Raw genomic sequence first — 23,373 nt, 5'->3', positions numbered from 1 at the left:
CGCCATGCCTTAGCATCAAAAAGACTAGACCCATACGTCAACAAGAGTAGAATAGCAGCAGTAACCTACAAATTTACTCGGGTATTCGTCGTGTCAAATATTACTATTACAGAAACTGCGCAAACGCATTTCGCTAACCTTTTAGGTCAACAGCCTGAAGGGACTAACATTCGTATTTTCGTTGTGAACCCAGGTACACAAAACGCTGAGTGTGGCGTGTCTTACTGCCCACCAGAAGCAGTAGAAGCGACCGACACTGAAATCCCTTACAGCGGTTTTTCAGCTTACGTGGATGAGCTAAGTCTGCCATTCCTTGAAGACGCTGAAATCGATTTTGTTACCGATAAAATGGGCTCTCAGCTAACGCTAAAAGCTCCGAACGCTAAAATGCGTAAAGTTGCGGACGACGCGCCACTGGTTGAGCGCGTTGAATACGTTATCCAAACTCAAGTCAACCCACAGCTTGCTGGCCACGGTGGTCACGTAAACTTGGTTGAAATCACTGAAGACGGCATTGCTATTGTTGCATTTGGTGGCGGCTGTAATGGCTGTTCTATGGTTGACGTAACACTAAAAGAAGGCATCGAGAAAGAACTGCTAAACCAATTCGTTGGTGAACTCACCGCTGTTCGTGATGCAACAGAACATGACCGTGGTGATCACTCTTACTACTAAGAGTAAATACGGTCAGAAAATGGGAGGCTTCGGTCTCCCATTTTTGTATCGATACTGAGGTAACCTTGAGATGCTTAGTTCTGCCCGTAAAATCCGCTAGAAACTCAGGCGGAGTTCTCATATATTAAGAATCTTACGCATCTCGTAAACGCCAACGACACCAAGGAGCCAGCGCCATGTCGAAACGGACCCCACCAGAGATACTCTCATGCCAAACGGTCGCAAAATCCAAACTGTTTGCCGTGGAAGCGCTCGACCTTCGTTTTTCTAATGGTGAACACCGTACTTATGAACGCATGAAGCCAAGTGGACGCGATGCGGTGATGGTGGTTCCTGTGACTGAGCAAGGCGATTTATTACTGGTACGTGAATACGCCGCTGGGACTGAACGCTACGAGTTGGGCTTCCCGAAGGGGTTGATTGATCCAGGTGAAACCCCACACCAAGCTGCGGATCGAGAGTTAAAAGAAGAAATCGGCTTTGGCTGCAATCAGCTGACTCCGTTGAAACAAGTTATCCTCGCGCCGTCTTACTTTTCGAGCAAAATGACTCTATTTTTAGGACAGGCGCTTTATCCAGAGAAGCAAGAAGGCGATGAGCCTGAGCCACTGGAAATTGTGCGTTGGCCACTTGCGCAAGCCGAAGAGTTATTAACTCACATGGATTTCTGTGAAGCACGAAGCATCACCGCGCTAATGTTGGCACTGAAACACTTACCAAACACCACTCACAAACATAACCAATAACGGTCATGAGAACCGAATAATACTGTGAGTAAGGACTATCACTTATGCCAATGACAAAAGATCTATCTCACCTGCTTCCTCAAGTCATCGAAATTGCCCGTAGTGCCGGGCAAATGATCCTCGAAATATATGAAAAAAAACAGTACGAGGCCTACACAAAAAGTGACGAGACTCCGGTAACGAGCGCAGATATCGCGGCTCACAAGCTCATCACAGAACGCTTGAGTGAACTCACACCCGACATTCCCGTATTGTCAGAAGAAGACGCAGACATCAGCCTCGAGCAACGGGCTCAGTGGGAACGGTATTGGTTAGTCGACCCTCTCGATGGTACTCAAGAATTCATCGCTCGCAGCGGCGACTTTGCGACTATTATTGCACTGGTCGACAACAATAAACCAACCATGGGGGTCGTTTATGGCCCTGTCTCTGGCGTGACTTATTACGCTTATAGTGGCAAAGGTGCCTGGAAAATTCCCGACATGTCGGACAGCGTAAAAATCCATACGCACAAACACGAGCAGCCAGGGCAAAGCATCGCGATTGCTATTAGCCGCCGTCAAGATATCAATCGCATCACTAGCCGCATGAGCAGTGCTTGGAATTACGATTTAATTCCGCTCGGCTCTGCGGCATTAAAAGCGTGTCTTGTTGCAGAAGGCGCTGTGGATTGCTATCTCAGACTAGGTCCAACAGGTGAGTGGGACACCGCCGCGACACAGTGCATTGTTGAAGAAGCGGGCGGTCGCATTCTCAGCACGCAATTGGAGCCGCTGTCATATAACGAGCGGGAAACGCTAGAGAACCCAAACTTTATTGTGCTTGGTGACGCGGATTTACCTTGGAATGAGATTTTACAACGCAAAGATTAAGCGCTCTATCCGTAAAGTTAGCGCCTAAGTACTAGCAATTGAAAGGCCACGAATATGTTCGTGGCCTTTTCTTTTTGACCTGTTTGTACAGCGTTAGGAGCATTTGGCCTACTATGTTCCAATCGCTTAAAGTGCTGAACACAAGAAAACAGATCCCTCAAAATCAGAATCTTAGAATTGTATTCTATTATCACCACGATCTTTGTACAGCGAATAGAGGGTTTCGCCTACTATGATCCAAAAGCAAAAAGAGCTGCACAATCGCAGCTCTTTGAGAATTTTGGTTTTTGTCGCGATAGGTTAGAAGCGACCTTGGTAATTAAACTCGTATTGACCTTGAGGGTTCGGCTTGCCCAACCATTTCAGTTGCTCACTCATGCTGGATGGGAACTCAGCTCCTGGTTTAAACCAGGCTTTGGTTGAGTATCGCTGATTAGGCATAAGCTCTGCTGAGAACGCCGCTGAGACTTGTTTACTGCTTTGCTCACCAGTCGCTGTCAACACACTGTCCTGACAGTTTAGAACGGCAATCACAGGGCCGAGTTCAAGGCTACCAACAGGGCTTTGAATACCACTCGCATTCCATACCAAAGTGCCTTCACCATTCTTACACCAAGGCGCGGCATAAGTCGCATGACGAATATTTAACTCAAGTTGCCCATCAACGCCGACGGGCACAGGGAGACGTGCTTGCTCAACAACTTTTACTGCCGGAATCGAGGCAACTAAGTTTTTGGCATAAGGACCACCACTCAAGCTATAGCCAACAAAACCGCGACCACGAACGTCCATTTCACTACCACGACCAAAGCGTACGGCAAACTCAGCTTTACCAGTTAGTAGACTCGACCATTGGAAATCCCAATTAACTTCTCCAAGGTTCTGGCGCTGCCAACGAACACTAGAAGCTTGACCTTGCCATACAGAGCCATTGGCTCCCTGAATGTCTAGTCCTCTCACGGTTGGTGCTTGCTGTAACACCCAAGAAACGGGTAATCCCATTAAAAGACTAACTGAAAAAAAGACGATAAAGATAACAACGTAAAGTACTGCTCGCTTCACCTTAACCTCGCTTAAACTGAAGGCGGTTCACATCAATCATGCCCGCTTGATCCGTTCGGTCGATATCTAAAAATTCGACTTCAATACCCTGTTGCTCTTTCAAGTAACGTAACCAATCCACCAGCTGATTAAACGCGAGTGGTTTGATCCACACCTGAACACTCTCATTGCGAGGTTGTACTCGAATCAACTCAACTTTATAACGACGGGCTGAAGAAGAAACCAGTTGATTCAACGGTTGACTAGAGTAGCTCACACCGCTGCTTTTGCGCAGTGCAGTGATGCCATCCGCTTTATCTTGTACCCAAGCCAGCAACTGTTTTTCACTTTGAATACGTGATTGAGCTAGCTCCGCACGTTGGCTCATTGGCTGTAGCAACCCCCAATAAATAATGCCGATAACGGCAATAGCGCCACATCCCATGACCAAACGCTGCTCACGCTGTGAGATGCTGCTCCACCAAACCTGAGCTTGAGAAATTAAGTTTTTCATCATCACCTCACAAACGCTTCAAAACAAAGCTGCCAACCACAACGTTATCGCTACGGTTCAGCTGTCCTTGCTCAACATTAAACTTCTCTGCCAATTTCACACGAGCCTGCTCAAAAGGTTGGAAGTCTGAACTGCGAGCTTGAATTCGCACTTCGCCACGTTGACCATCATATTTAAAACTGGTGATTTCCAAATCGCTGACCTGACCCAGTGTCGCTGGCAGTGCCGCCAACCAAGACAACATCGCCTGCTGACCGCCACCACCAGATAAGCGGCGCTCTTCATCATCCATTTGTCGTTTGAGATAACTAACGGTAGGAATTCGTCGTTTATTCGGGAACACCTGGCGGAAAATGCGCTCACTCTCCTCACGATACGCTTGTGCTTGTGCTTCGTACTTGTGGACGACGAGCAACTGCTGCGCAACCATAACAACGATAAGCACGCCCGCAGCAATGGTGGCTTTTTGCCAGAGCTTCCAGTATTTACCCCAAGAAGATTTAGGCTTGAAGATCCCGGTCAGCAAATTGACTTTGCTTTCTGTCACCCCCTTCGCCAGTAACCCCATGGTCATTTCTTCTGGCTGCGGCTCCCATACTTCAGGTAACGCAGATTCAGGGACTGAGCTATAGCAATCGAGCTTCCAACCTTCATGATTTTGTAGATAAGAAGAGAGGTAAAGGTCTAACCAAGAAGCATCGACAACCGCACCCTCTGTCGCTGAGTGACGAATCAACCATTGATCACCAAGCATCGCGGCACTGCTATGCTCTCCCTGAACAGGTAACGCAAGCACATCTGGCAAGATGCGTTTGATGGTGATGCCTTGGCTTGAAAAACGCTGCAATACGGTCTGAATCCAAGCGCGTTCAACAGCGCACACTTGCGCTTTATCCGCTTGTTTACCTAACACGGTAAAGTGAAGGCCATCAACGTCCTGCGCGACTTCATCTTCCACGAGGTACGGTAACATCGCGTCGAACTGACGTGTTGCGCCTGGCGGTATATCCACTTGCGTCAAGACCACATCATTACTCGCCAATAGCGCCACAACTTGGCGCTGACCTGCATAAGAGATCAACTCATCTAAGTGTTCCCATCCGGCGATTTCACCGCTGGCAATCACTTCCTGTTGATCTGTCGACCACACCACCCAAGGAATGGTACTTTGTTGTTCGCTACTCAGCCGAACGGTCAGAAACTCGCTCACTGATCCCTCCAAAACGACGGCGAACTACGGTCACCGTCTCTCTATTTGTACTTTGCAAAAGGCTTCGGATACGTACACGTGATTCATCCACCAACACTTGTGCATCCAATTCAAAAAAGGCGCTATCCACACCCAAATAGCCTTTGGCGTTTTTCTTTACATCTTCACTTAAGCCAGCCATTTCTGACTCTGCTAAAAATTCATCAATGCTATCCCACCCATCAAATGGGCGTTTTTCAATTAGCTGAATCGCATCACTACTGCTTAAGTTTGGTGAGAACATTGCCACCAAAATCGGAGCTTGCTCGACTTCAATCGTATTTACGTTTAAACGCCAATCATCACTAGGCAATGCGCAGATTAGCGGTTCCAATTTTTGGAAAATCTCACCACTCACCTGATAAACCGCTCGCAACTCGGTGGCATCTGCCATCCAGCCATTTGACGCTAAATACGCGGGTTTCATCGCTTCATATGTGCTGTCTTCGACCCCGGTTGTGGAGCGCACGGTGTCATCAGCATCAATGTATTCCCAGGTAGAGTCTGCAATGATTTCTGCCTGATACGACTCCACATCCGATTCTTCCAATAAACGCTGCAATACATTGACTAAATACGGTCTTGCGATTTGCTGTCCTGTCGGTTGCACACGGCTCAATACATTGAGGTTAAAGCACGCTTGTTTGTCTCTAATTCGTCCCGCCGCTTGACCATAATCTAGCGGATAGACTTGTTCTTTTATTGCCCACGGCTGACTCATATTGATCGTATCGGTGTCTTTGTAGCTTTGCTCGATACCGACTTTTGCCAACGCCTCTACCCCAAGGCTATACCAATACGCTTGCTGGTAGTTAACTTGATTGGCGCCCCGCTGAAACTGCAAAAACAAACGCTCCGACATGCTGGCGGCAACTGTCGCCATAATCGCCAGTAACATCAGCACAATAATCAAAGCGACACCGCGCTGACGATTAACCATTATTGCTGCCTCCTGAACTTCCTTCTTTCTGACTCAATGTGCCATCAGGAGTCAGATAGGTGCGGGCAATCTCTCCATAATCTTTTAGAGTAAGGATCACAGAAACCGCTTTCGGTAGCGACTTTTCATCATCCCACTCTTTTTTCCATTGGTTACCATCGTAAAAACGCATATCAAACGATTCGACCTGCGTCAGCAATGGGGTAACGATGCCTTGTTGACCCACTGGCGTGTCAGGGTAGCGCCACCATACTCGTTGTAATGTTTCTTCTTTTAAACGATAGCCAACCTTAGTGACCTCCCCTCGGGGGAACTGCAGTTGAGGGTTGTGCCATCCTAAGCGAGCAAACATTAGCCCTTTAGTATCGGAGTCGAGCAAGTAATCTGACCAAAAAATCAGTTGGCTCGCGGGCTCTTCACCATTTGTCCGCGTTTGGCGCATCGCCATTTGACGAAAGTCATTATCCATCATCACCATGGCGCGCTGAATTTCATTTAAGCGCTGAGTTCGCTCTTGTGATAGTGCATTGCTGCGCTGCACTTGCGATACCACTTGATACGCGGCGACACTTAAACTGGCAAAAATGGCAATCGAGACCAGCACTTCAATAAGTGTAAAACCTTTTGCCAGTTGGCGCTTACTTGCGCGTGGATTCTTATTGCGCCACATAACTTCGTACCGTCACGACTGGGCTCGCGTTTTTCTCGAGCGCGACACTCACATCAAATGCTTTCAGCAATGGCTGCGTGGTGGCAACAGGCGTGATTTTCCAGTACCAAGTGCGCCCAGCCAGCTCTTCTGTGCCGTTCTTTACTTTAAGTTCACTGGTACTCAACATCACGTTGGCCATCTGATTATCCACAACCATGGCTGCAAACATTTTTTCTTCTAAATAACTGATCGTATTAATATGCTGGCTCACCGAGCGAATGACGCTGATGGCAGCGGTGGCGAAAATAGCCAGTGCGACCAATACTTCCAGTAGTGTCATGCCTCTCGTCCGGCGATGACTCCAATGTGGGCGAGCTTGCTTAGAATTGCGCATTCTCATCCTCTTTCACTTCTTCGCCCGGCGCTAGTAACAAGATTTGTCCACTTTCTTTGCCGATGACTCGCCACCCGTCATTAAAGGCGTCACCATTTTGCGGAAAAAAAGACAGAGTAAATGGCGTAACTTCTGCACTGGAGAAGATAAACACTTGCGGTGGCTTAACTTTCTTTTCGTCGTCGTCTTCTTCAGCAAACATGTCTTCATCAAAAAGAGAGCCCGGTTTGAATAAGCGATCATCATTATCCCAAGCACCGCCACCTAGCTCGAGCAGTAGCGTAATGTCATCTTCCAACTTGGTTTTGCTCGGAATCTGCTTTAACTCCAGAGGCTGCCAACCTTCCGCGGTCAAACTCAGTAGAGCGTACGTTGATTTAGCGTCATCCACTCGAACGCCAAAGTCTTTACCGCTTAGTACTGCCTCTTCGTTAAGCAGCTGTAAACGCTGAAAAAAGCTTTGAGCATACTGTTTGGAAAGATCTTTTTGGCTGGTCGGTAATGTCGTGATCACGGCCACTGCCGTGAGGGATAGCAAAACCAGCACCAATAGAATTTCTATCAATGTAAAACCGTTGTGTTTTCGCATTTGCTTCATTAGTGCTGGCTTAGGCTCTATTTATTGGAAATCTTGCATGTTCCAGTTGCCAATATCTGCAGCTGGACCTTCTCCACCCTCTTGGCCATCTGCGCCTAGAGTGAAGATGTCAATCGTACCGTTATCGCCTGGGCTTAGGTACTGGTACTGGTTACCCCAAGGGTCATTAGGAAGACGTTTGATGTAACCGCCATCACGATAGTTGCGAGGCTCTGGATTAGAAGGTTTGCTAACTAATGCTTCCAGGCCTTGGTCTGTCGTTGGGTAAACGCTGTTATCCAACTTGTACATGTCTAGGGCATTTTCCAGCGCTACGATGTCCGTAATCGCTTTTTGTTGGTCAGCCTTCTCTTTGTTACCCAATAGGTTTGGAACAACGAAACTTGCCAAAATACCAAGGATAACGACAACAACCATCACTTCTAAAAGTGTGAAACCGTGTTGTTTACTACGCTTAAATTTCATTTTTTTCTCCGAAAGTTAGATTCAAGCCATGCCGTAAGTAGACACGTCTTAATTCGAATTTATCCGCTCATCAAGTTATTCATTTCTAGCATTGGCATCAAGGTCGCCATCACAATAAACAACACTAATCCAGCCATTAAGGCAATTAATGCCGGAGTGAATACGCCTAACGCAATATTGACTGTAGATTCAAAGTTTTGATCTTGGTTATCGGCAGCACGCGTCAACATGCTCTCCAATTCACCACTTTGCTCACCACTGGCGATCATGTGTAGCATCATTGGTGGAAACAGACGAGTTTGATCTAACGCCTTACGCAGGCTGGCACCTTCTCGAACGTTATCTGCAGCAAGTAACACTTGCTGCTTCACATAGCGATTAGACATAACATCCACCGCGACACGCATGCCTTCTAGAATTGGAATCGCACTGGAAGTACAAATCGAAAGTGTTCGTGCGAATCGTGCGGTATTCAAACCTCGAGAGATTTTGCCCAATAGCGGTAGACTCAAGATTTTTCTATCCCAAGCTAAGCGAAAGTCTGGTTTTTGCAACGCCAGTTTGAGCCCATAGAAAAACACCACCAGCACGACGAAGATGATAAGCCCCCAATCTTGCACAAACTCACTGGCTGCCAGTAAGAACTGTGTTGACTGAGGTAACTCTTGTCCCATCTGAATGATTGGCTCAATGATTTTGGGTACCACTGTCGCTAATAAGAAAGAAACAATAACAACCGCAAACACCACTAAAACCACCGGGTAAATCATGGCTTGAAGCAGTTTGGAACGCATCTTCTGACGGTTTTCGACGTAGTCCGCCAAACGCTCTAATACCGTATCAAGATGGCCTGACTTTTCACCCGCCGCAACCATGGAGCGATAGAGCTCATCAAACACGTAGGGGTAATCAGCAAAACTGTCGGCGAGCGGATAACCCTCGGTTACTTTCGAGCGAACCGCAGCCAGCATAGAACGAATTCTCGGCTTTTCAGCCTGCTCAGAGACAGCACGCAAACATTCTTCCAAAGGCATACCTGATTGGACTAACGTGGACAATTGACGTGTGATTAGTGCCAGCTCAGATGTTGAGATGCCGCGCTTAAAGCTGACTGAGCCTGAAGACTTAGCCGATTTAGCTTTCGTCTCGACCACTTCAATCGGGATCATCCCTTGCTCTTTGAGTCGCTGGCGTACTTGTCGGGCGTTGTCCCCTTCTATCGTGCCTTTTTTATGCTTGCCTTTTGCATCTAGCGCTTTGTACTCAAATGCCGCCATTAGGTTTCCTTCGTCACTCGCATCACTTCTTCAAGTGACGTAATACCACGACGTACTTTGCTTAGACCATCACTGCGAATACTTGGCGTATGGGCGCGAACGGCTCTCTCAATTTCTTGCTCACCAGACTCTCGGTGAATCAATTCTTGCACTTGCTCATCGACCATAATGAGCTCGTGGATACCTGTTCGACCTCGGTAGCCTTTTTGGTTACACGCTTCGCAGCCCTTAGCACGGTGTAGCTCTAGTGGTTCATGTGCTTCCATACCAAACAGTTTCTTCTGTTCAGCATCGGCTTCATACGGTTCTTTGCAACTCGGGCAAAGCGTACGAACCAAGCGCTGTGCTAACACACCTAATAACGATGAAGAAATAAGGAATGGCTCAATGCCCATATCGCGTAGACGCGTGATCGCACCAACAGCGGTGTTGGTGTGAAGGGTCGACATTACTAAGTGACCCGTTAAGGACGCTTGCACTGCAATTTGTGCGGTTTCTAAGTCACGGATCTCACCGACCATCACCACGTCAGGGTCCTGACGCAGAATAGCACGCAAGCCACGCGCAAAAGTCATGTCGACCTTCGGGTTCACCTGAGTCTGACCGATGCCATCAATGTCAAATTCGATCGGGTCTTCGACCGTTAAGATATTGCGTTCGTTACTGTTGATCTCTTGCAAGCCAGCGTACAAAGTCGTCGACTTACCAGAACCCGTCGGGCCGGTGACCAAGATAATACCGTGAGGACGCTGAATAAGATGACGGAAATTGTCGTGCACGGAAGGCGTCATACCTAAGCTATGCAAATCGAGACGCGTCGCGTTTTTATCCAACAGACGCATAACTACTCGCTCACCATGTGACGACGGCATTGTAGAAACACGCACATCAACCGCACGACCACCAATACGCAGCGAGATACGACCATCTTGAGGTACACGCTTTTCTGCAATATCCAGCTTCGCCATGACCTTCACTCGCGACACTAACAGTGGTGCAAGCTTACGACTTGGAGTGAGCACTTCACGCAATACGCCATCGACACGGAAACGAATCGAAAGGGTTTTCTCGAAAGTTTCGATGTGAATATCCGACGCCCCTTCTTTGATCGCTTCACCCAACATCGCATTGATCAACTTAATAATTGGTGCATCGTCTTCTGACTCTAGCAAGTCTTCATCATGCGGCAGCTCTTCAGCCAATGAGAAAAAGTCGTCGCTATCGGCACCGATGTCTTCCATCAATTGACGCGCTTCAGACGAGTCACGTTGATATGCTTCGGTCAGCTTTTTATCAAAGGCTTCTTTATCGATAGGCTGCGGTACGAAGCTTTTCTTCAGCACACGACGGACTTCGACCAGAGCCGCTGGGTTGAGCGGCTCGACATAGTAAAGAATGGGCGGACGCTCAGGATGCTCTGTCTCCAGCACCAGTTTAAAGCGATTGGCAAAACTGAATGGCAGACGACGCATACTTGGCGCTGTGTCTAACATATCAACCATTAGTTGTTTTCCATTTGATCAATAAACGCTTGGATCTCGGTTGGGTGCTGACGCTCCTGGCCAAAGGCTGGCATGACTGGGATCTTCTCGTCAGCCATCAACTTCAATCCTTGATCCGCTTTGTAGAGCTGCTCTGCGCGAATAAAGTTGTATTTGCGCTGTGTAATGCCGTCTGCAGTCATACCATCACGAATAATCGTCGGCTTGATGAACACCATCAAGTTACGCTTTTCTGTTTGCGTGCTGGTTGATTTGAACAAATGACCAAGCACTGGGATGTCACCCAGTAGCGGTACTTTTGACTCACTTTCGAGTGCACGTTCATCAACCAAGCCACCAAGAACCAGCATCTGACCATCTTGGATCATGACTGAGGTATTTAGCTGACGCTTAGCAAATCGAACGTCAACCGCACCGTTTGCACCTAATACATTGGACACTTCTTGCTCGATATTTAACTGAACAGAGTCACCTTCGTTAATTTGTGGCACAACCTTAAGCTTGATGCCCACCTCTTTACGGTCAACCGTTTGGAATGGATTGTCGTTGTTTGAGCCAGCCGTAGAGCCTGTGATAACAGGCACTTCTTCACCAACAATAAATGATGCTTCACCATTATCCATTACAGTAATACTTGGAGAAGATAGAATGTTTGAGTTGGAGTCGGTCGCTACTGCACTGACCAAAGCAGTCCAGTCACCCATCACGATGCTCATCGCAGCACCGTTAACACCGCTCAGTGCCGATGCTAACGTCGAGTAATCACCTTTTGTCGTGGTTTCTTCGTAGTACTTGATAGCACCTGTCTCTGAGTCTCGGATCGGTTTTTTCTCTACCGTGTCTTTTGCTTCTTCTAGACCAACCATCACCTGACCAATCGGTGCACCAGAGTTACCGTACTGAATCACCGCACCGGTTTCCAGTGAGCCCCACTGAACACCTAAGTTAATGCCGTCACCTTCTGACATTTCAACGATCAGCGCCTCAATCAAGACTTGAGCACGACGAATATCAAGCTGAGCAATAACATCTTGTAGCGCATTCATGATATCTGGTGGAGCCGTTAATACTAAGGCGTTGGTCGCTGCGTGCGCAGCAATCACCACTTCACCACGCTGGGCACCTGACGCTTTCTGGCCGACTTGCTTTTCAGCTTGTAGGTTATCGGAGACACCTTTTAGTACATCCACCAAATCTTCAGCTTTCGCGTTCTTCAGGTAAACCACGCGGTTGTTACCTTTGGTCGCCATTTCAACGTCAAGTTGACGAATCAATCGCTTCAGACGCGCACGTACTTTAGGATCGCCAGAAATCAAAATCGCGTTGGTGCGTTCATCGGCAACAATTTTAGGCTCAAGGAACTCAGGCGTGCTCTTCTGATTGGTGCTTTTATTCAGTGCTTCAACAATACGCACCATTTCGGCAGCAGAAGCATTGCGCAGTTCCACCAGCTCAATTTCTTTATCACCCGCTTGGTCAACACGCTTAATGATTTCTGCTAAGCGATTTACGACCGCCGCACGACCTGTGATTAAGATGATGTTCGCAGGATCGTAGTGAACTACGTTACCAGCACCAGCATTATCAATCAGTTGACGAAGTAGAGGAGACAACTCACGAACCGACACATTACGCACCGCAACAACTCGAGTGATAACGCTGTCGCCTTGCGCGCTGCCATCACCTAATACAGGGATTGCTGACGTTTTTGAGTCTTTCGCTTTGATAACCTTAAGTACACCGTTGTCCATTTCTACGACGGCGTAGCCGTATACTTCGAGTACGTTAAGGAAAAAGCTGTAGTATTGCTCTTCGTTAAGCACATCATAGCTGCGGACATCGATTTTACCGCGCACTGAAGGGTCAACAATGATGGTCTTTTCGAGATTACGACCCACTATGTTGATGAATTCTTGAATATCAGTGCCTTTAAAGCTGGCACTAAATTCGTTTGCTATTGCACCTGGGACGCAGAGTAAACTTCCTGCTAGTAGCCAAGCACTTTTGCTGAACCAATGTTTCACGTATGTCTCCCTGAACTTACGCCGGTTGCCTAAGTCTTACAATTGGATATAGATATCGTACTGTTGGCCGTCGCGCTCAACAGTTAAATTTAATTCTTGCGGATCGCTCATCACTTGCATCAGTTGTACTGAAGAAGACGGGTCGCTTAAATCGATCCCGTTAAGTTGCACCGCAATATCACCAGGTTCTAGACCCACATCATTAAACAGCGCGGCATCACGACCCGGTGACACTCGATAACCAACAATGCCCCCGTCTCTTTTGACGGGTGAAATGGTGATGTATTTGAAAACGCTTTGTGGATCTTTCGCAATTTCCTCTCGGATTTGCTCTAATTTTTCTCCAACGTCAGACGTTGATTCTGCTCGTTGAGATTGGGCTCTGGCTATCTGCGGCGATTCAGATAGCTTCTTATATTCTATACCCTGCATCATTAAGGTCTCGTCTCGACCTTGGTTATCAATGATGACGCGATCCACTAATACGGCTTTTAGTGTCGCACGCGTACCTTCAATTTCTTCACCTAAACCATACGTTGCTTGCTTACCGCGGTTGGCAATGACAGCAAGGCTGGTATTCGCATCACTGCTTGCAACCGCGCCAACCAGTGTAAGGTTAAGGCGCGTCTTAGGAGCGTCTTTAACAACAGGTTGTTCTACAACTGCAGGCTTTTGTTCAGTGAATTTACCGAATAGGTTGGCATTCTGAAGGGCATTAAAATCTATCGCGTCGCCTTTATTGCTCGCAACAACGCTGCTCGTCGATGGACGCCATTGCGGCACTTCCGACGATTGAGGTATGGCTAACCATACAATTTTGCCAAGTATCCATCCGGTTATCGCAATAAACAGACAGGTGAGCAACAAGCTAAGTTTGGCTTGAATTGTATAATTATTGGACTTGATCTGAGCCAGTAGCGGTCTGCTTGATAATCCTGCACTTAGCTCTAAACGTTTCACTGAATGGATTCCTTTATTCTAACGTTCGTCATTTAAGCTATAACAATAGCTATCGACTTTAAATTGCTAAATTTGCAATAAAATTATTACTCAACAAAGAGCAGTGAACTATATCACAAGTTGTCTTTCATACCTTTTTCTTATGCAGTTTTTGCCAACTCCCTTGAAAAAAATACGCCTTGACTCCATCTGTAGGTGAATAATCCATCACTCATTGCCATATTCGGGCAGTGATTAGATAGCGTAGTGTTCTATGAGTTCCCTAAATGAAGCCGTTAGGCTAGATAAATGGCTATGGGCCGCAAGATTTTATAAAACCCGCTCTATCGCTCGTAACATGGTCGATGGTGGTAAAGTCCACTATAATGGCCAACGAAGCAAACCGAGTAAAATCGTTGAAGTGGGCGCCGAAGTAAGACTTCGTCAAGGCAACGAAGAAAAAACGGTGATCATCGAAAAAATTTCTGATCAACGCCGAGGCGCTCCCATCGCACAGACCTTGTATCGCGAAACTAATGAAAGTATAGCGAAACGTGAGGAACACGCGACTCAACGTAAGCTTAATGCCCACAACCCAAGTCCAGAACGCCGCCCAGATAAAAAGCAGCGCAGAGACATCATTAAGTTCAAACACCAATAAAAGCCGGAATTACCAACGAGGAAAGCACTCCATGGCAAATAATGTTTTAAACCGCTACCTATTCGAAGATCTTTCAGTACGTGGCGAGTTGGTACAATTGGATGAAGCGTACCAACGTGTTATCTCCAGCAAGGAATATCCGGCAGCAATAGAGAAACTGCTGGGTGAGCTACTCGTTTCAACCACTCTTTTAACTGCCACTCTTAAGTTCGAAGGCTCAATCACCATTCAGCTACAAGGCGACGGCCCTGTATCTCTTGCCGTTATCAACGGTGACCACAAGCAACGCGTTCGTGGCGTGGCTCGCTGGGAAGGCGATATTGCCGATGATGCAAGCCTCCACGATCTCATGGGCAAAGGTTACCTCGTTATCACTATCGAACCAAAAAACGGTGAGCGTTACCAAGGTGTCGTTGGATTAGAAGGTGATACTCTAGCCGACGTACTAGAAGGCTACTTCGCAAACTCAGAGCAGCTAAAAACGCGCCTATGGATCCGCACGGGCGAGCATGAAGGTAAAGCCCACGCAGCAGGTATGTTGATTCAAGTAATCCCTGATGGCACTGGTTCACCAGATGATTTCGAGCATCTAGAGCAACTGACTGACACGGTAAAAGATGAAGAGCTATTTGGTCTAGAAGCTAACGAACTACTATACCGCCTATATAACCAAGACAAAGTGCGCCTTTACGAACCGCAACCTGTCGAATTCCATTGTGGCTGTTCTCGTGATCGTAGTGGTGCCGCTATCATCACCGTTGAGAAAGCTGAAATTTATGACATTTTGGCTGAAGTAGGATCCGTTTCTTTACATTGTGATTACTGTGGCACGACCTATACGTTCGACGAAGCAGAAGTCACCGAGCTGTATGCACAAGCTTCTGCGGACAAGAAAACCCTGCATTAATTTACATAGCTTATCAAGCACGTAATTTACCCTACAAAATGCCAGCTTAATGCTGGCATTTTTGTGATCAACCCCTCGTAATGCCTCGCTTCAAGCGTAATAAAACAACTGCTTAATTTTAAACAATTAATAATGATTTTGCCCTAGCGCAAAGGATTGCGTGCACGATAAACTATTCCCACCAATATGTGACGGGTTACCTAAAACCTTATTGAAATCATGGATAAATTTTGAGCTATCTCCCTGTTTTCTCCCCGCCCCGTTGCTAGCATGGTGAGCAGATTAAAATTAAAACATTCTTACAAAATCCCTACAAAAATCCTTATAAGGAGCACCTATGACCGTTATGGAACATACTAAGGCTGCAACACTTGATCTAACCAAGCACGGACTGCATAACGTTAAAGAGGTTATTCGCAACCCTAGCTACGAAATGTTGTTTGAGGAAGAAACGCGTGAAGACCTAACTGGTTATGAGCGTGGCGTGGTTACTGAACTAGGTGCGGTTGCCGTTGACACTGGCATCTTTACTGGTCGCTCACCAAAAGATAAATACATCGTCAAAGACGCTACGACAGAAGAGCATATGTGGTGGACGTCTGATCAAGTAAAAAATGACAACAAACCAATCACTCCAGAAGTGTGGGACGAGCTGAAAGAACTGGTCACAAACCAGCTTTCTAACAAACGCTTGTTTGTTGTTGACGGTTACTGTGGTGCAAACCCAGATACGCGTTTGAGCATTCGTGTTATCACGGAAGTCGCATGGCAAGCGCACTTCGTTAAAAACATGTTTATCCGCCCAACGGAAGAAGAATTGGCAACATTTGAACCAGACTTCGTGGTAATGAATGGCGCAAAATGCACTAACCCAAAATGGGAAGAGCAAGGTCTGAACTCAGAAAACTTCACCGTATTTAACCTAACCGAGCGCATGCAACTTATCGGTGGTACTTGGTACGGCGGTGAGATGAAGAAAGGCATGTTCGCAATGATGAACTACTTCCTTCCATTAAAAGACATCGCATCCATGCACTGTAGCGCTAACATGGGCAAAGACGGCGACGTAGCGGTATTCTTTGGTCTCTCTGGTACCGGTAAAACCACACTATCAACTGACCCTAAACGTGCGCTAATTGGTGATGATGAGCACGGTTGGGATGATGACGGCGTCTTCAACTTCGAAGGTGGTTGTTACGCGAAAACCATCAAGCTATCGAAAGAAGCGGAGCCGGACATCTACAACGCGATTCGCCGTGATGCACTGCTAGAAAACGTAACGGTACGTAGCGATGGCTCTATCGACTTTGATGATGGTTCGAAAACAGAAAACACTCGTGTTTCTTACCCTATCTACCATATCGACAACATCGTTAAGCCAGTATCAAAAGGCGGTCACGCGAATAAAGTGATCTTCCTATCGGCGGACGCATTTGGTGTGCTACCTCCAGTGTCTAAATTGACACCTGAGCAAACGAAGTACCACTTCCTATCTGGCTTTACTGCAAAACTGGCAGGAACAGAGCGTGGTATTACTGAGCCAACGCCAACCTTCTCTGCATGTTTTGGCGCAGCGTTCCTAACGCTTCACCCAACTAAATACGCAGAAGTACTGGTTAAACGTATGGAAGCAGCAGGCGCTGAGGCTTACCTAGTGAATACAGGTTGGAACGGCACTGGCAAACGTATCTCGATTCAAGATACGCGCGGAATTATTGATGCGATTCTTGATGGTTCGATTGAAGATGCACCAACTAAGCACATTCCTATCTTCAATCTTGAGGTACCGACTTCACTACCAGGTGTGGATCCAAGCATTCTAGACCCTCGTGACACGTACGTTGATCCACTTCAGTGGGAAAGCAAAGCGAAAGACTTGGCTGAACGCTTTATCAATAACTTTGATAAATACACGGACAATACGGAAGGTAAATCTCTGGTTGCCGCTGGCCCTCAGATTGATTAAATCGAGTAACAACGACGTCGCGTAAACCACAGTGGTAAGTGGTCAGCCACTTATCACTTTTACGTAGACCAAGTTACAAAAAAACCGCTTCAAGCCCCTCTTTTGAGGGGCTTTTTATTGAATACCGCAGAATATTGATACAAGCTAAAGCCTATCTAGTTTTATTTAATAGCAAACGTAGGTTCTAGCAGGGATGAAAACAGCGCGTCGATTTCTAATTCTGTTACTGGTTATCTTAGTTGCCATTCCGGCCACTACGATTGCGCTGTTAACAACATCTTACGCCGATGCAACTTGGCGTCTGCTATCAAACAGCATTTCCTTGCCCTTTCAAGCAGAAAGCGTGCGTTACGATTTTCCCTACCACCTAACTTTACAGGGTGTGAACACAAACGTAGACGACGCTTCTTATATCGAGCAAGTCGATTTATGGATGAATCCCGATGTTTATCGCGATGGTAAATGGATCGTTGATAGCTTATTGATTGATGGACTTAATTTGCAGTATGGCGCGCCAAAGCTCCCGCCTTTAGATAACGTTTTGTTCCATCAAATCGCGCTCAAAAATATTGATTACGCCGACGAGCAGTTTTCTGGTAATGGCATTGACCTTCAAATTCAATCACCACAGTGGAATGGCCAGTTAATACCATATGGCGAGGTTCAACTTGCAGCCGACCAGATCTATTGGAATGGCGAAGCCTTTAATCAGGTCTTGGTCGACATGGACTACAAACCGCAAGACAGTACGCTCTATGGCACTTCATTTAACTGGCGTAACAGTCAAATTTCAGGGCAAGGCGAGCAGTATCCACAAGGCTGGTCTTTAGTGAATGTGACCATCAATAAGTTGCAACTCAATCATATCCAGCTCCAATCACTGCTTGCTAAGCCTTGGCAAGCAATGCCATTCAAGATTAATCACATTAATAGCTTAGACTTACTGAACGCCGATATTGAATGGGGCGATTGGCACTGGCAAAACTTAGAGCTCTCCGTAGAAAACGCCACACTGCCACTGTCTCTCTGGGAGACAACGGCTCAAGTTTCATTGCAGGCGGATAGCGTCCGATTCCAACAGCAAACCGCAATAGAGCCACGTTTAAGTGCTGTTATCAAGCCTGAAAAAATCCGACTCAACGAGCTCAGCTTAGATTGGCAGCAAGGTCGAGTGCAGGTCTCTGGGGTGTTCACTCGAACGCAATGGCAACTCGAAGAAGCCTCCATTCAAGGCCTCAAGTGGGCAATACAACCTGAAGATAACCAAAACTGGTGGCACGCCGCCATCAGTAAGTTAGATCATGTCACAATCCAACGACTCGACATCGAGCGCAGCCAAATCATTCAGCTATCTCACGAACCTTATTGGCAGTTCTCCGGTTTAAACATCGAAGGGCAGCAGCTTGATCTTAAACAGGTCAATCAACGTTGGGGCCTTTGGCATGGCGATCTGGAAGCTAGCGTTGTCAACGCCAGTTATAACCAAGTGCTCACGTCTCATGCTGCACTTGCCATGCAAAGTGAGAATGGCTTTTGGAAACTGACACGCCTTTTTGCACCACTCGAGCAAGGCTACGTAGAAGGCATCGGACAGATAGACCTAAGTACTCCGAGCCAGCCTTGGGCACTCAACCTCAATGCCGATGGCATTCCCTTATCACTCTTCCACGATTATTTACCCGACACACTGGCTATTGATGGTTTTTCCGATCTCAGCCTCGCTCTACAAGGATTATCAGGTGATCGCAACATGCTGGCCTACAGCTTATCGGGTGAAGTGGAAGCCAACCTACGAGATACCCGTTTTAAATCCCAAGCGAATCATTCGCTCAAAGCCATTACCTTAAGTCCGCTGCGTTTAAGCGCACAACGAGGGAAAGTCGCCATAGAACCAGTCACCATTTCAGGGAAAGCTATGAGTGGTAGGGTTTGGGGCGAGTTTGATATGGCCAACAACCCGCTAAATGGCATTGTTTATCAATGGAAGGACTCGTGCGGGAGCGTTGAAGGCGATCTACTCAGTGGCGAAATCCATCATAATGAATGTTTAAAAGCACCAGCACCAAAAGCACCGGCTGATGTTGAAAGCACTCCACAAACAAGTGAATCAGCCATGGAGCTGCCAACTGCGATTGATAACATCAATGTGGAGATTCAAGAGGAAGAATTTTCCGAAGAAATTGTCGAAGAAGACGAAGCATCTGTCACTGATCCCACCACAGAGGAACAAATCCTCCCACCGACAGAGCGAGAAAACGAAACAGATAAGCGCCCTACAGATCAGTAAGGCGCCCTCTCAATTAACAGCTGAGTAATTGCGAATAGTTCGGTATCAGCATATAGGTACCAACAAAATCTACGGCTGGCGTGTCGCCACTATAAATCACCACGTGAATGACGATGCGTGCTTTACGCCCTGACTCCAGTCGATCTAGGTCACCACTGATCCCATCCAACGAAGTACTTGCCACGGGGTTTTGTTCGACTGGTTGACGATAACGAATCGAGCTGTCGGCCAACACAATATCACCATGCAAACCGCGCTCTTTAAGCAGCAGCCACGTCATCCCCCACCCCGTCAAGGTAGCTAAAGTAAAAGCCGACCCCGCAAACATGGTGTTATGCGGATTAAGGTTTGGATTAAGTTGCGCGCAGCATTCAAACTGGTAACCCGTGTACTGGTTAATTTTTATCCCCATTTTGTCGCTAATTGGGATCTGTTGCTCCCAGCGCTGCTGAAGTTCAGTGCACCATTCTGGGCGACGTAACACATTCGCCATCGGATCCAATGGTTTCACCATTTGTTGGTGACGCACAGGACCGCGCTCATCGGTTAGTTCACCGCGACGCTCAAAGCCATTTTTCTCGTAAAATGCGATAGCATCTTCACGGGAATTACACACCAAGCGCTTCGCCCCTTCTTGGCGCGCTAACGACTCTAGTGCAACCAAAACCAGCGAACCCATCCCCTTACTGCGGCGATTATTTTTAACCGCCATATAGCGGATTTGGCCATCATTATCCGGCGTAATGTATAAACGACCGATCGCCATAGGACGACCTCGGCCATCAACAATCATACGGTGATGGCTCATTTCATCGTATTCATCGCGTTCAGAGCCAATTGGCATACGCCATGGCTCACGAAGCAGTTGCCAGCGAAACTGATAATACTTGTTTATCTGATTATCGGTTTTGGGAGTAATGAGTTTGAACATATCAATCCTTTGAAAGCACAACACTAATAAATGTCGGAAAAATCACTCCAAGCCAATTCCATGAGCTTGGAGTTAAAGCTTAGACTATGGCACCGGTGTTACCAGACTAGACCTGCAACCAAAACGTCACCGGACCGTCATTCACTAAGGACACTTTCATATCGGCAGCGAAGCGGCCACGCTGTGTGGGTAAAACTTGTTCACACAAATCAGAAAAGTAATCATACAAGCGCTCAGCATCAGCAGGATGCGCACCGCGAGAAAAGCCAGCACGAGTGCCTTTTTTTGTATCCGCAGGTAACGTAAATTGAGAAACCACCAGCACTTTGCCTCCTACCTGTTTGACGTTCAGGTTCATCTTACCTTCATCATCTTCGAACACGCGGTAGGTCGTAACACGCTCCATCAAGCGTTTTGCTTTGGCCTCATCGTCGTCTTTCTCTACTCCTAATAAGACCAGCAGACCACGATCAATTTCCCCTACGACTTCACCATCCACACGGACGGCAGCTTCACTGACTCGTTGAATTAGCGCTATCACTACTCTCGCTTCCTTCATCTGTTAACTGAGATTCAGCGGTCGAGTGTATCATGTCTAAATCTTCACTCCAGTGCTCTCGCTCACCAAGCGCTGCTGTGACTTCCGCACCCAATAACACGATCATCCAGCATAAATACACCCAAACAAACAAGATAGGAATCGCGGCTAACGCCCCGTAAATGAGCTGATAAGATGGGAACTGCGTGATGTAGAGTGCAAAGCCCTTTTTACTTAATTCGAACAGTATCGCAGCGACTGCTGCCCCCATCGCGCCATGAGCCAGGTGCACTTTTTTATTCGGCACCAGAATATATAAGCCAAGGAAAGCGAAAAAAGACAACAACAGCGGTAACCAACGTAAAAACAGATTGAACGCACCAGATAATGTCTCGTTCTCTAAAATTTGCAGTGAGGTCACGTACGATGTCGCCGCGATACTCGCACCGACCATGATCGGCCCTAACGTGAGTACCATCCAATACATAGAGAATGAAAAGACTAAACGGCGCTTGTCTTTAACTCGCCAAATGTAGTTTAAGTTCTTATCAATGTTCGAAATCAGCATGACTGCAGCAATGAATAAAAACCCACCGCCAACCGCGCTCATTTTGCCCGTATTCGCCACAAATTCCTGCAATGCCGTATGTACAGCTTCCCCAGATGCCGGAACAAAATTCTCAATAATGTAGCCTTGCAACACCTCACCGACGTTCGCAAAAACGGGAAATTTCGACAATATTGATAACAATACCGTCAGCATTGGCACGATGGATAACAAGGTAATGTAGGCAAGATAGCCCGCGTTCACATTGACGCGATCATGCGTTAATCGCTTAAGAAGATACTTAAAAAACGCGACGCAACTTGGCAGTAGATTGATTAATCTTGCCTTGTAACTCTCTGATAACTGGTTCATAGTTCATCCCATAATTAGCGTCGAGGACATAAGAATGCCTTATTTATTAGCAATTGTACTATCAATTTTCACTTTAACAGGGTGTCAATCTGCTTATTACTCAGCGATGGAGCAAGTTGGGTACCATAAACGAGATATTATGGTCGACCGCGTTGAAGATGCCAAAGAATCTCAACAAGATGCACAAGAAGAATTCACCAGTGCGCTCGAAGCCCTATCTGCGATCACTAATTTTGATGGTGGTGAGCTAGAAAGTGTCTACAACAAAATTAATGACAAGTACGAAGACAGCGAAAAAGCGGCGCAAGACGTTCGTGACCGCATTGCTGCGATTGAAGACGTTTCCGGCGCACTGTTTGATGAATGGCAAGACGAACTAGAGCTGTACTCGAGCGCGAAATTGCGCCGTTCAAGCGAGCAAAAGCTACGTGAAACCAAAGCCTCGTACAAAACCATGCTTAGCGCAATGAAGCGTGCAGAGAAAAAGATGACGCCGGTACTAAATACACTGCGCGACAACACGTTGTACTTGAAACACAACCTTAACGCGAGTGCGATTTGCTCTCTACAAGGTGAATTTTCTAGTCTAGAGAAAGACATTCAGTTTGCCATCAAACAGATGAACGAAGCGATTGCAGAGTCTGATAAATTCCTACAAAAGCTCAATCAAAAGTAAATGATTCAAACCTCCTCCTAGCGAGGAGGTTTTAGTCTGCGACCTCATCAAATAAACCGATGACTCTTCGAACAAAACCTACTCGTTCTAGCACACTGCCCCATGGCACTTCTACCACTTCGTAACCTAATTCAGCATAGATATCCACTAAGGATTGATGAATCTCCAATGCTTCTTCAAAGCTGTGTGGACGCACTTCATCTTGCACGTAAATGGATGCTTCAGGTCGACAAGTAAACACCTGACTATGGTACCCAGCACTTTCAGTTAAGAAAGCTTGGTCAACCTTACAACCGCCCACTTGTAAGTAAGCAATGATGTCTGGGATGGCGCGATCAACAAACGCAACGTCATGACAACGCGCATCACTCTTTTGCTTGCTCATCAAGTCGAGACACAATTGAGCAAACTCAGGCAGGTTCGTCCACGGCAAGATACCGTCGTCTAACTGGTTTTGCTGTTCAATTAGCGTACGAGAGCTCTCTGCAAACGTCGCATACCCTTGCCGCTCTAATGCATTCAGTAGGGTGGTTTTCCCCGCACCTGGGCCACCAGTAATCACAATTGGCTTCATGCTGATATGTTCATTCTCTAGATACA

At 46.9% G+C, this 23,373-nt stretch carries 24 protein-coding genes; 8 read left to right on the top strand and 16 right to left on the bottom strand.

What is annotated here, in order from left to right; all coding sequences use genetic code 11:
• Nucleotides 1-90 precede the first annotated feature (90 nt).
• The 3 genes from nfuA to cysQ all read left to right on the top strand — a co-directional run bounded on the left by nfuA (nucleotide 91) and on the right by cysQ (nucleotide 2,293).
• On the top strand, nucleotides 91-675 hold the full coding sequence (gene nfuA / locus B7360_RS09480; RefSeq protein WP_005394968.1) for a Fe-S biogenesis protein NfuA: 585 nt from the start codon (nucleotides 91-93) through the stop codon (nucleotides 673-675).
• Nucleotides 676-851: 176 nt separating this feature from the next.
• Complete coding sequence (nudE, locus tag B7360_RS09475; RefSeq protein WP_005394971.1) at nucleotides 852-1,421, top strand: ADP compounds hydrolase NudE; 570 nt, start codon at nucleotides 852-854, stop codon at nucleotides 1,419-1,421.
• A 44-nt stretch (nucleotides 1,422-1,465) separates the two neighbouring features.
• Entirely contained in the window at nucleotides 1,466-2,293 is an 828-nt protein-coding gene (cysQ, locus tag B7360_RS09470) for a 3'(2'),5'-bisphosphate nucleotidase CysQ (protein ID WP_005394972.1), read from the top strand.
• A gap of 300 nt (nucleotides 2,294-2,593) precedes the next feature.
• Here the strand turns inward: cysQ and B7360_RS09465 are convergent, their stop codons facing one another.
• The 12 genes from B7360_RS09465 to gspC are packed head-to-tail and all read right to left on the bottom strand — an operon-like array spanning nucleotide 2,594 to nucleotide 13,909.
• A complete protein-coding gene (locus B7360_RS09465; protein ID WP_085343384.1) occupies nucleotides 2,594-3,355 on the bottom strand; it encodes a type II secretion system protein N in 762 nt (253 codons plus the stop codon).
• Nucleotide 3,356: 1 nt separating this feature from the next.
• Entirely contained in the window at nucleotides 3,357-3,848 is a 492-nt protein-coding gene (locus tag B7360_RS09460) for a type II secretion system protein M (protein WP_085343383.1), read from the bottom strand.
• 7 nt (nucleotides 3,849-3,855) lie between these two features.
• Complete coding sequence (gene gspL, locus B7360_RS09455) at nucleotides 3,856-5,058, bottom strand: type II secretion system protein GspL (RefSeq protein WP_005394975.1); 1,203 nt, start codon at nucleotides 5,056-5,058, stop codon at nucleotides 3,856-3,858.
• Nucleotides 5,027-6,037, bottom strand: coding sequence for a type II secretion system minor pseudopilin GspK (gspK, locus tag B7360_RS09450; protein ID WP_006741791.1), 1,011 nt, complete (start codon nucleotides 6,035-6,037; stop codon nucleotides 5,027-5,029). Before gspK ends, gspL begins: the two co-directional genes overlap by 32 nt.
• On the bottom strand, nucleotides 6,030-6,707 hold the full coding sequence (gene gspJ, locus B7360_RS09445) for a type II secretion system minor pseudopilin GspJ (RefSeq protein ID WP_085343382.1): 678 nt from the start codon (nucleotides 6,705-6,707) through the stop codon (nucleotides 6,030-6,032). Before gspJ ends, gspK begins: the two co-directional genes overlap by 8 nt.
• Nucleotides 6,694-7,089, bottom strand: coding sequence for a type II secretion system minor pseudopilin GspI (gspI, locus tag B7360_RS09440; protein ID WP_031780439.1), 396 nt, complete (start codon nucleotides 7,087-7,089; stop codon nucleotides 6,694-6,696). Before gspI ends, gspJ begins: the two co-directional genes overlap by 14 nt.
• Entirely contained in the window at nucleotides 7,070-7,672 is a 603-nt protein-coding gene (gene gspH, locus B7360_RS09435; RefSeq protein ID WP_046874189.1) for a type II secretion system minor pseudopilin GspH, read from the bottom strand. The genes gspI and gspH overlap by 20 nt, the downstream gene beginning before the upstream one ends.
• A 30-nt stretch (nucleotides 7,673-7,702) precedes the next feature.
• The gene (gspG, locus tag B7360_RS09430) at nucleotides 7,703-8,146 is read right to left on the bottom strand and encodes a type II secretion system major pseudopilin GspG (protein ID WP_005394985.1); all 444 of its coding nucleotides are present in this window, start codon (nucleotides 8,144-8,146) and stop codon (nucleotides 7,703-7,705) included.
• Between the two features lie 59 nt (nucleotides 8,147-8,205).
• Nucleotides 8,206-9,423 (bottom strand): type II secretion system inner membrane protein GspF, encoded by a 1,218-nt coding sequence (gspF, locus tag B7360_RS09425; protein ID WP_085343381.1) that lies wholly within the window; start codon nucleotides 9,421-9,423, stop codon nucleotides 8,206-8,208.
• A complete protein-coding gene (gene gspE / locus B7360_RS09420) occupies nucleotides 9,423-10,925 on the bottom strand; it encodes a type II secretion system ATPase GspE (RefSeq protein WP_005394994.1) in 1,503 nt (500 codons plus the stop codon). The genes gspF and gspE overlap by 1 nt, the downstream gene beginning before the upstream one ends.
• Nucleotides 10,925-12,949: a type II secretion system secretin GspD gene (gene gspD, locus B7360_RS09415; protein ID WP_046874146.1), complete on the bottom strand. Its 2,025-nt coding sequence runs from the start codon at nucleotides 12,947-12,949 to the stop codon at nucleotides 10,925-10,927. Before gspD ends, gspE begins: the two co-directional genes overlap by 1 nt.
• Nucleotides 12,950-12,985: 36 nt before the next feature.
• Nucleotides 12,986-13,909: a type II secretion system protein GspC gene (gene gspC, locus B7360_RS09410; protein ID WP_048624610.1), complete on the bottom strand. Its 924-nt coding sequence runs from the start codon at nucleotides 13,907-13,909 to the stop codon at nucleotides 12,986-12,988.
• A 253-nt stretch (nucleotides 13,910-14,162) separates the two neighbouring features.
• Between gspC and hslR the strand changes: the two genes are divergently transcribed.
• From hslR to B7360_RS09390, 4 genes are all read left to right on the top strand, one after another.
• The gene (hslR, locus tag B7360_RS09405; RefSeq protein ID WP_031780440.1) at nucleotides 14,163-14,549 is read left to right on the top strand and encodes a ribosome-associated heat shock protein Hsp15; all 387 of its coding nucleotides are present in this window, start codon (nucleotides 14,163-14,165) and stop codon (nucleotides 14,547-14,549) included.
• 31 nt (nucleotides 14,550-14,580) lie between these two features.
• Nucleotides 14,581-15,456 carry an Hsp33 family molecular chaperone HslO gene (hslO, locus tag B7360_RS09400; protein WP_046874147.1) on the top strand — a complete coding sequence of 292 codons (876 nt, stop codon included), beginning with the start codon at nucleotides 14,581-14,583 and terminating at the stop codon, nucleotides 15,454-15,456.
• 337 nt (nucleotides 15,457-15,793) lie between these two features.
• Complete coding sequence (gene pckA / locus B7360_RS09395) at nucleotides 15,794-17,422, top strand: phosphoenolpyruvate carboxykinase (ATP) (protein ID WP_085343380.1); 1,629 nt, start codon at nucleotides 15,794-15,796, stop codon at nucleotides 17,420-17,422.
• 193 nt (nucleotides 17,423-17,615) lie between these two features.
• Nucleotides 17,616-19,709, top strand: coding sequence for an AsmA family protein (locus B7360_RS09390; RefSeq protein WP_085343379.1), 2,094 nt, complete (start codon nucleotides 17,616-17,618; stop codon nucleotides 19,707-19,709).
• Nucleotides 19,710-19,722: 13 nt separating this feature from the next.
• On the opposite strand, the gene B7360_RS09385 is transcribed toward B7360_RS09390, so the two are convergent.
• The 3 genes from B7360_RS09385 to B7360_RS09375 all read right to left on the bottom strand — a co-directional run bounded on the left by B7360_RS09385 (nucleotide 19,723) and on the right by B7360_RS09375 (nucleotide 22,097).
• Nucleotides 19,723-20,640 (bottom strand): bifunctional GNAT family N-acetyltransferase/hotdog fold thioesterase, encoded by a 918-nt coding sequence (locus B7360_RS09385; protein ID WP_085343378.1) that lies wholly within the window; start codon nucleotides 20,638-20,640, stop codon nucleotides 19,723-19,725.
• Nucleotides 20,641-20,746: 106 nt separating this feature from the next.
• Complete coding sequence (gene dtd / locus B7360_RS09380) at nucleotides 20,747-21,181, bottom strand: D-aminoacyl-tRNA deacylase (RefSeq protein WP_046874150.1); 435 nt, start codon at nucleotides 21,179-21,181, stop codon at nucleotides 20,747-20,749.
• Nucleotides 21,153-22,097, bottom strand: a complete 945-nt coding sequence (locus B7360_RS09375; protein WP_005379281.1) for a virulence factor BrkB family protein — start codon at nucleotides 22,095-22,097, stop codon at nucleotides 21,153-21,155. The genes dtd and B7360_RS09375 overlap by 29 nt, the downstream gene beginning before the upstream one ends.
• Nucleotides 22,098-22,131: 34 nt before the next feature.
• Between B7360_RS09375 and B7360_RS09370 the strand changes: the two genes are divergently transcribed.
• Nucleotides 22,132-22,773: a DUF2959 domain-containing protein gene (locus B7360_RS09370; RefSeq protein ID WP_085343377.1), complete on the top strand. Its 642-nt coding sequence runs from the start codon at nucleotides 22,132-22,134 to the stop codon at nucleotides 22,771-22,773.
• Nucleotides 22,774-22,804: 31 nt separating this feature from the next.
• Here B7360_RS09370 and B7360_RS09365 read toward each other — a convergent pair whose 3' ends face one another.
• The gene (locus tag B7360_RS09365) at nucleotides 22,805-23,347 is read right to left on the bottom strand and encodes an AAA family ATPase (RefSeq protein ID WP_085343376.1); all 543 of its coding nucleotides are present in this window, start codon (nucleotides 23,345-23,347) and stop codon (nucleotides 22,805-22,807) included.
• Nucleotides 23,348-23,373: the final 26 nt, after the last annotated feature.

The sequence above is a fragment of the Vibrio sp. ArtGut-C1 genome (assembly GCF_002105475.1).
GTDB lineage: Bacteria > Pseudomonadota > Gammaproteobacteria > Enterobacterales > Vibrionaceae > Vibrio > Vibrio diabolicus.
This window is presented reverse-complemented; position numbering and strand designations above follow the sequence as displayed.

Coding starts and splice junctions, on each gene's coding strand:
- nudE (WP_005394971.1), top strand. CDS start 852: ATGTCGAAACGGACCCCACCAGAGATACTCTCATGCCAAACGGTCGCA.
- cysQ (WP_005394972.1), top strand. CDS start 1,466: ATGCCAATGACAAAAGATCTATCTCACCTGCTTCCTCAAGTCATCGAA.
- B7360_RS09460 (WP_085343383.1), bottom strand. CDS start 3,848: ATGAAAAACTTAATTTCTCAAGCTCAGGTTTGGTGGAGCAGCATCTCA.
- gspK (WP_006741791.1), bottom strand. CDS start 6,037: ATGGTTAATCGTCAGCGCGGTGTCGCTTTGATTATTGTGCTGATGTTA.
- gspJ (WP_085343382.1), bottom strand. CDS start 6,707: ATGTGGCGCAATAAGAATCCACGCGCAAGTAAGCGCCAACTGGCAAAA.
- gspI (WP_031780439.1), bottom strand. CDS start 7,089: ATGAGAATGCGCAATTCTAAGCAAGCTCGCCCACATTGGAGTCATCGC.
- gspH (WP_046874189.1), bottom strand. CDS start 7,672: ATGCGAAAACACAACGGTTTTACATTGATAGAAATTCTATTGGTGCTG.
- gspG (WP_005394985.1), bottom strand. CDS start 8,146: ATGAAATTTAAGCGTAGTAAACAACACGGTTTCACACTTTTAGAAGTG.
- gspF (WP_085343381.1), bottom strand. CDS start 9,423: ATGGCGGCATTTGAGTACAAAGCGCTAGATGCAAAAGGCAAGCATAAA.
- gspE (WP_005394994.1), bottom strand. CDS start 10,925: ATGGTTGATATGTTAGACACAGCGCCAAGTATGCGTCGTCTGCCATTC.
- hslR (WP_031780440.1), top strand. CDS start 14,163: ATGAGTTCCCTAAATGAAGCCGTTAGGCTAGATAAATGGCTATGGGCC.
- hslO (WP_046874147.1), top strand. CDS start 14,581: ATGGCAAATAATGTTTTAAACCGCTACCTATTCGAAGATCTTTCAGTA.
- pckA (WP_085343380.1), top strand. CDS start 15,794: ATGACCGTTATGGAACATACTAAGGCTGCAACACTTGATCTAACCAAG.
- B7360_RS09390 (WP_085343379.1), top strand. CDS start 17,616: ATGAAAACAGCGCGTCGATTTCTAATTCTGTTACTGGTTATCTTAGTT.
- B7360_RS09385 (WP_085343378.1), bottom strand. CDS start 20,640: ATGTTCAAACTCATTACTCCCAAAACCGATAATCAGATAAACAAGTAT.
- B7360_RS09375 (WP_005379281.1), bottom strand. CDS start 22,097: ATGAACCAGTTATCAGAGAGTTACAAGGCAAGATTAATCAATCTACTG.
- B7360_RS09370 (WP_085343377.1), top strand. CDS start 22,132: ATGCCTTATTTATTAGCAATTGTACTATCAATTTTCACTTTAACAGGG.
- B7360_RS09365 (WP_085343376.1), bottom strand. CDS start 23,347: ATGAAGCCAATTGTGATTACTGGTGGCCCAGGTGCGGGGAAAACCACC.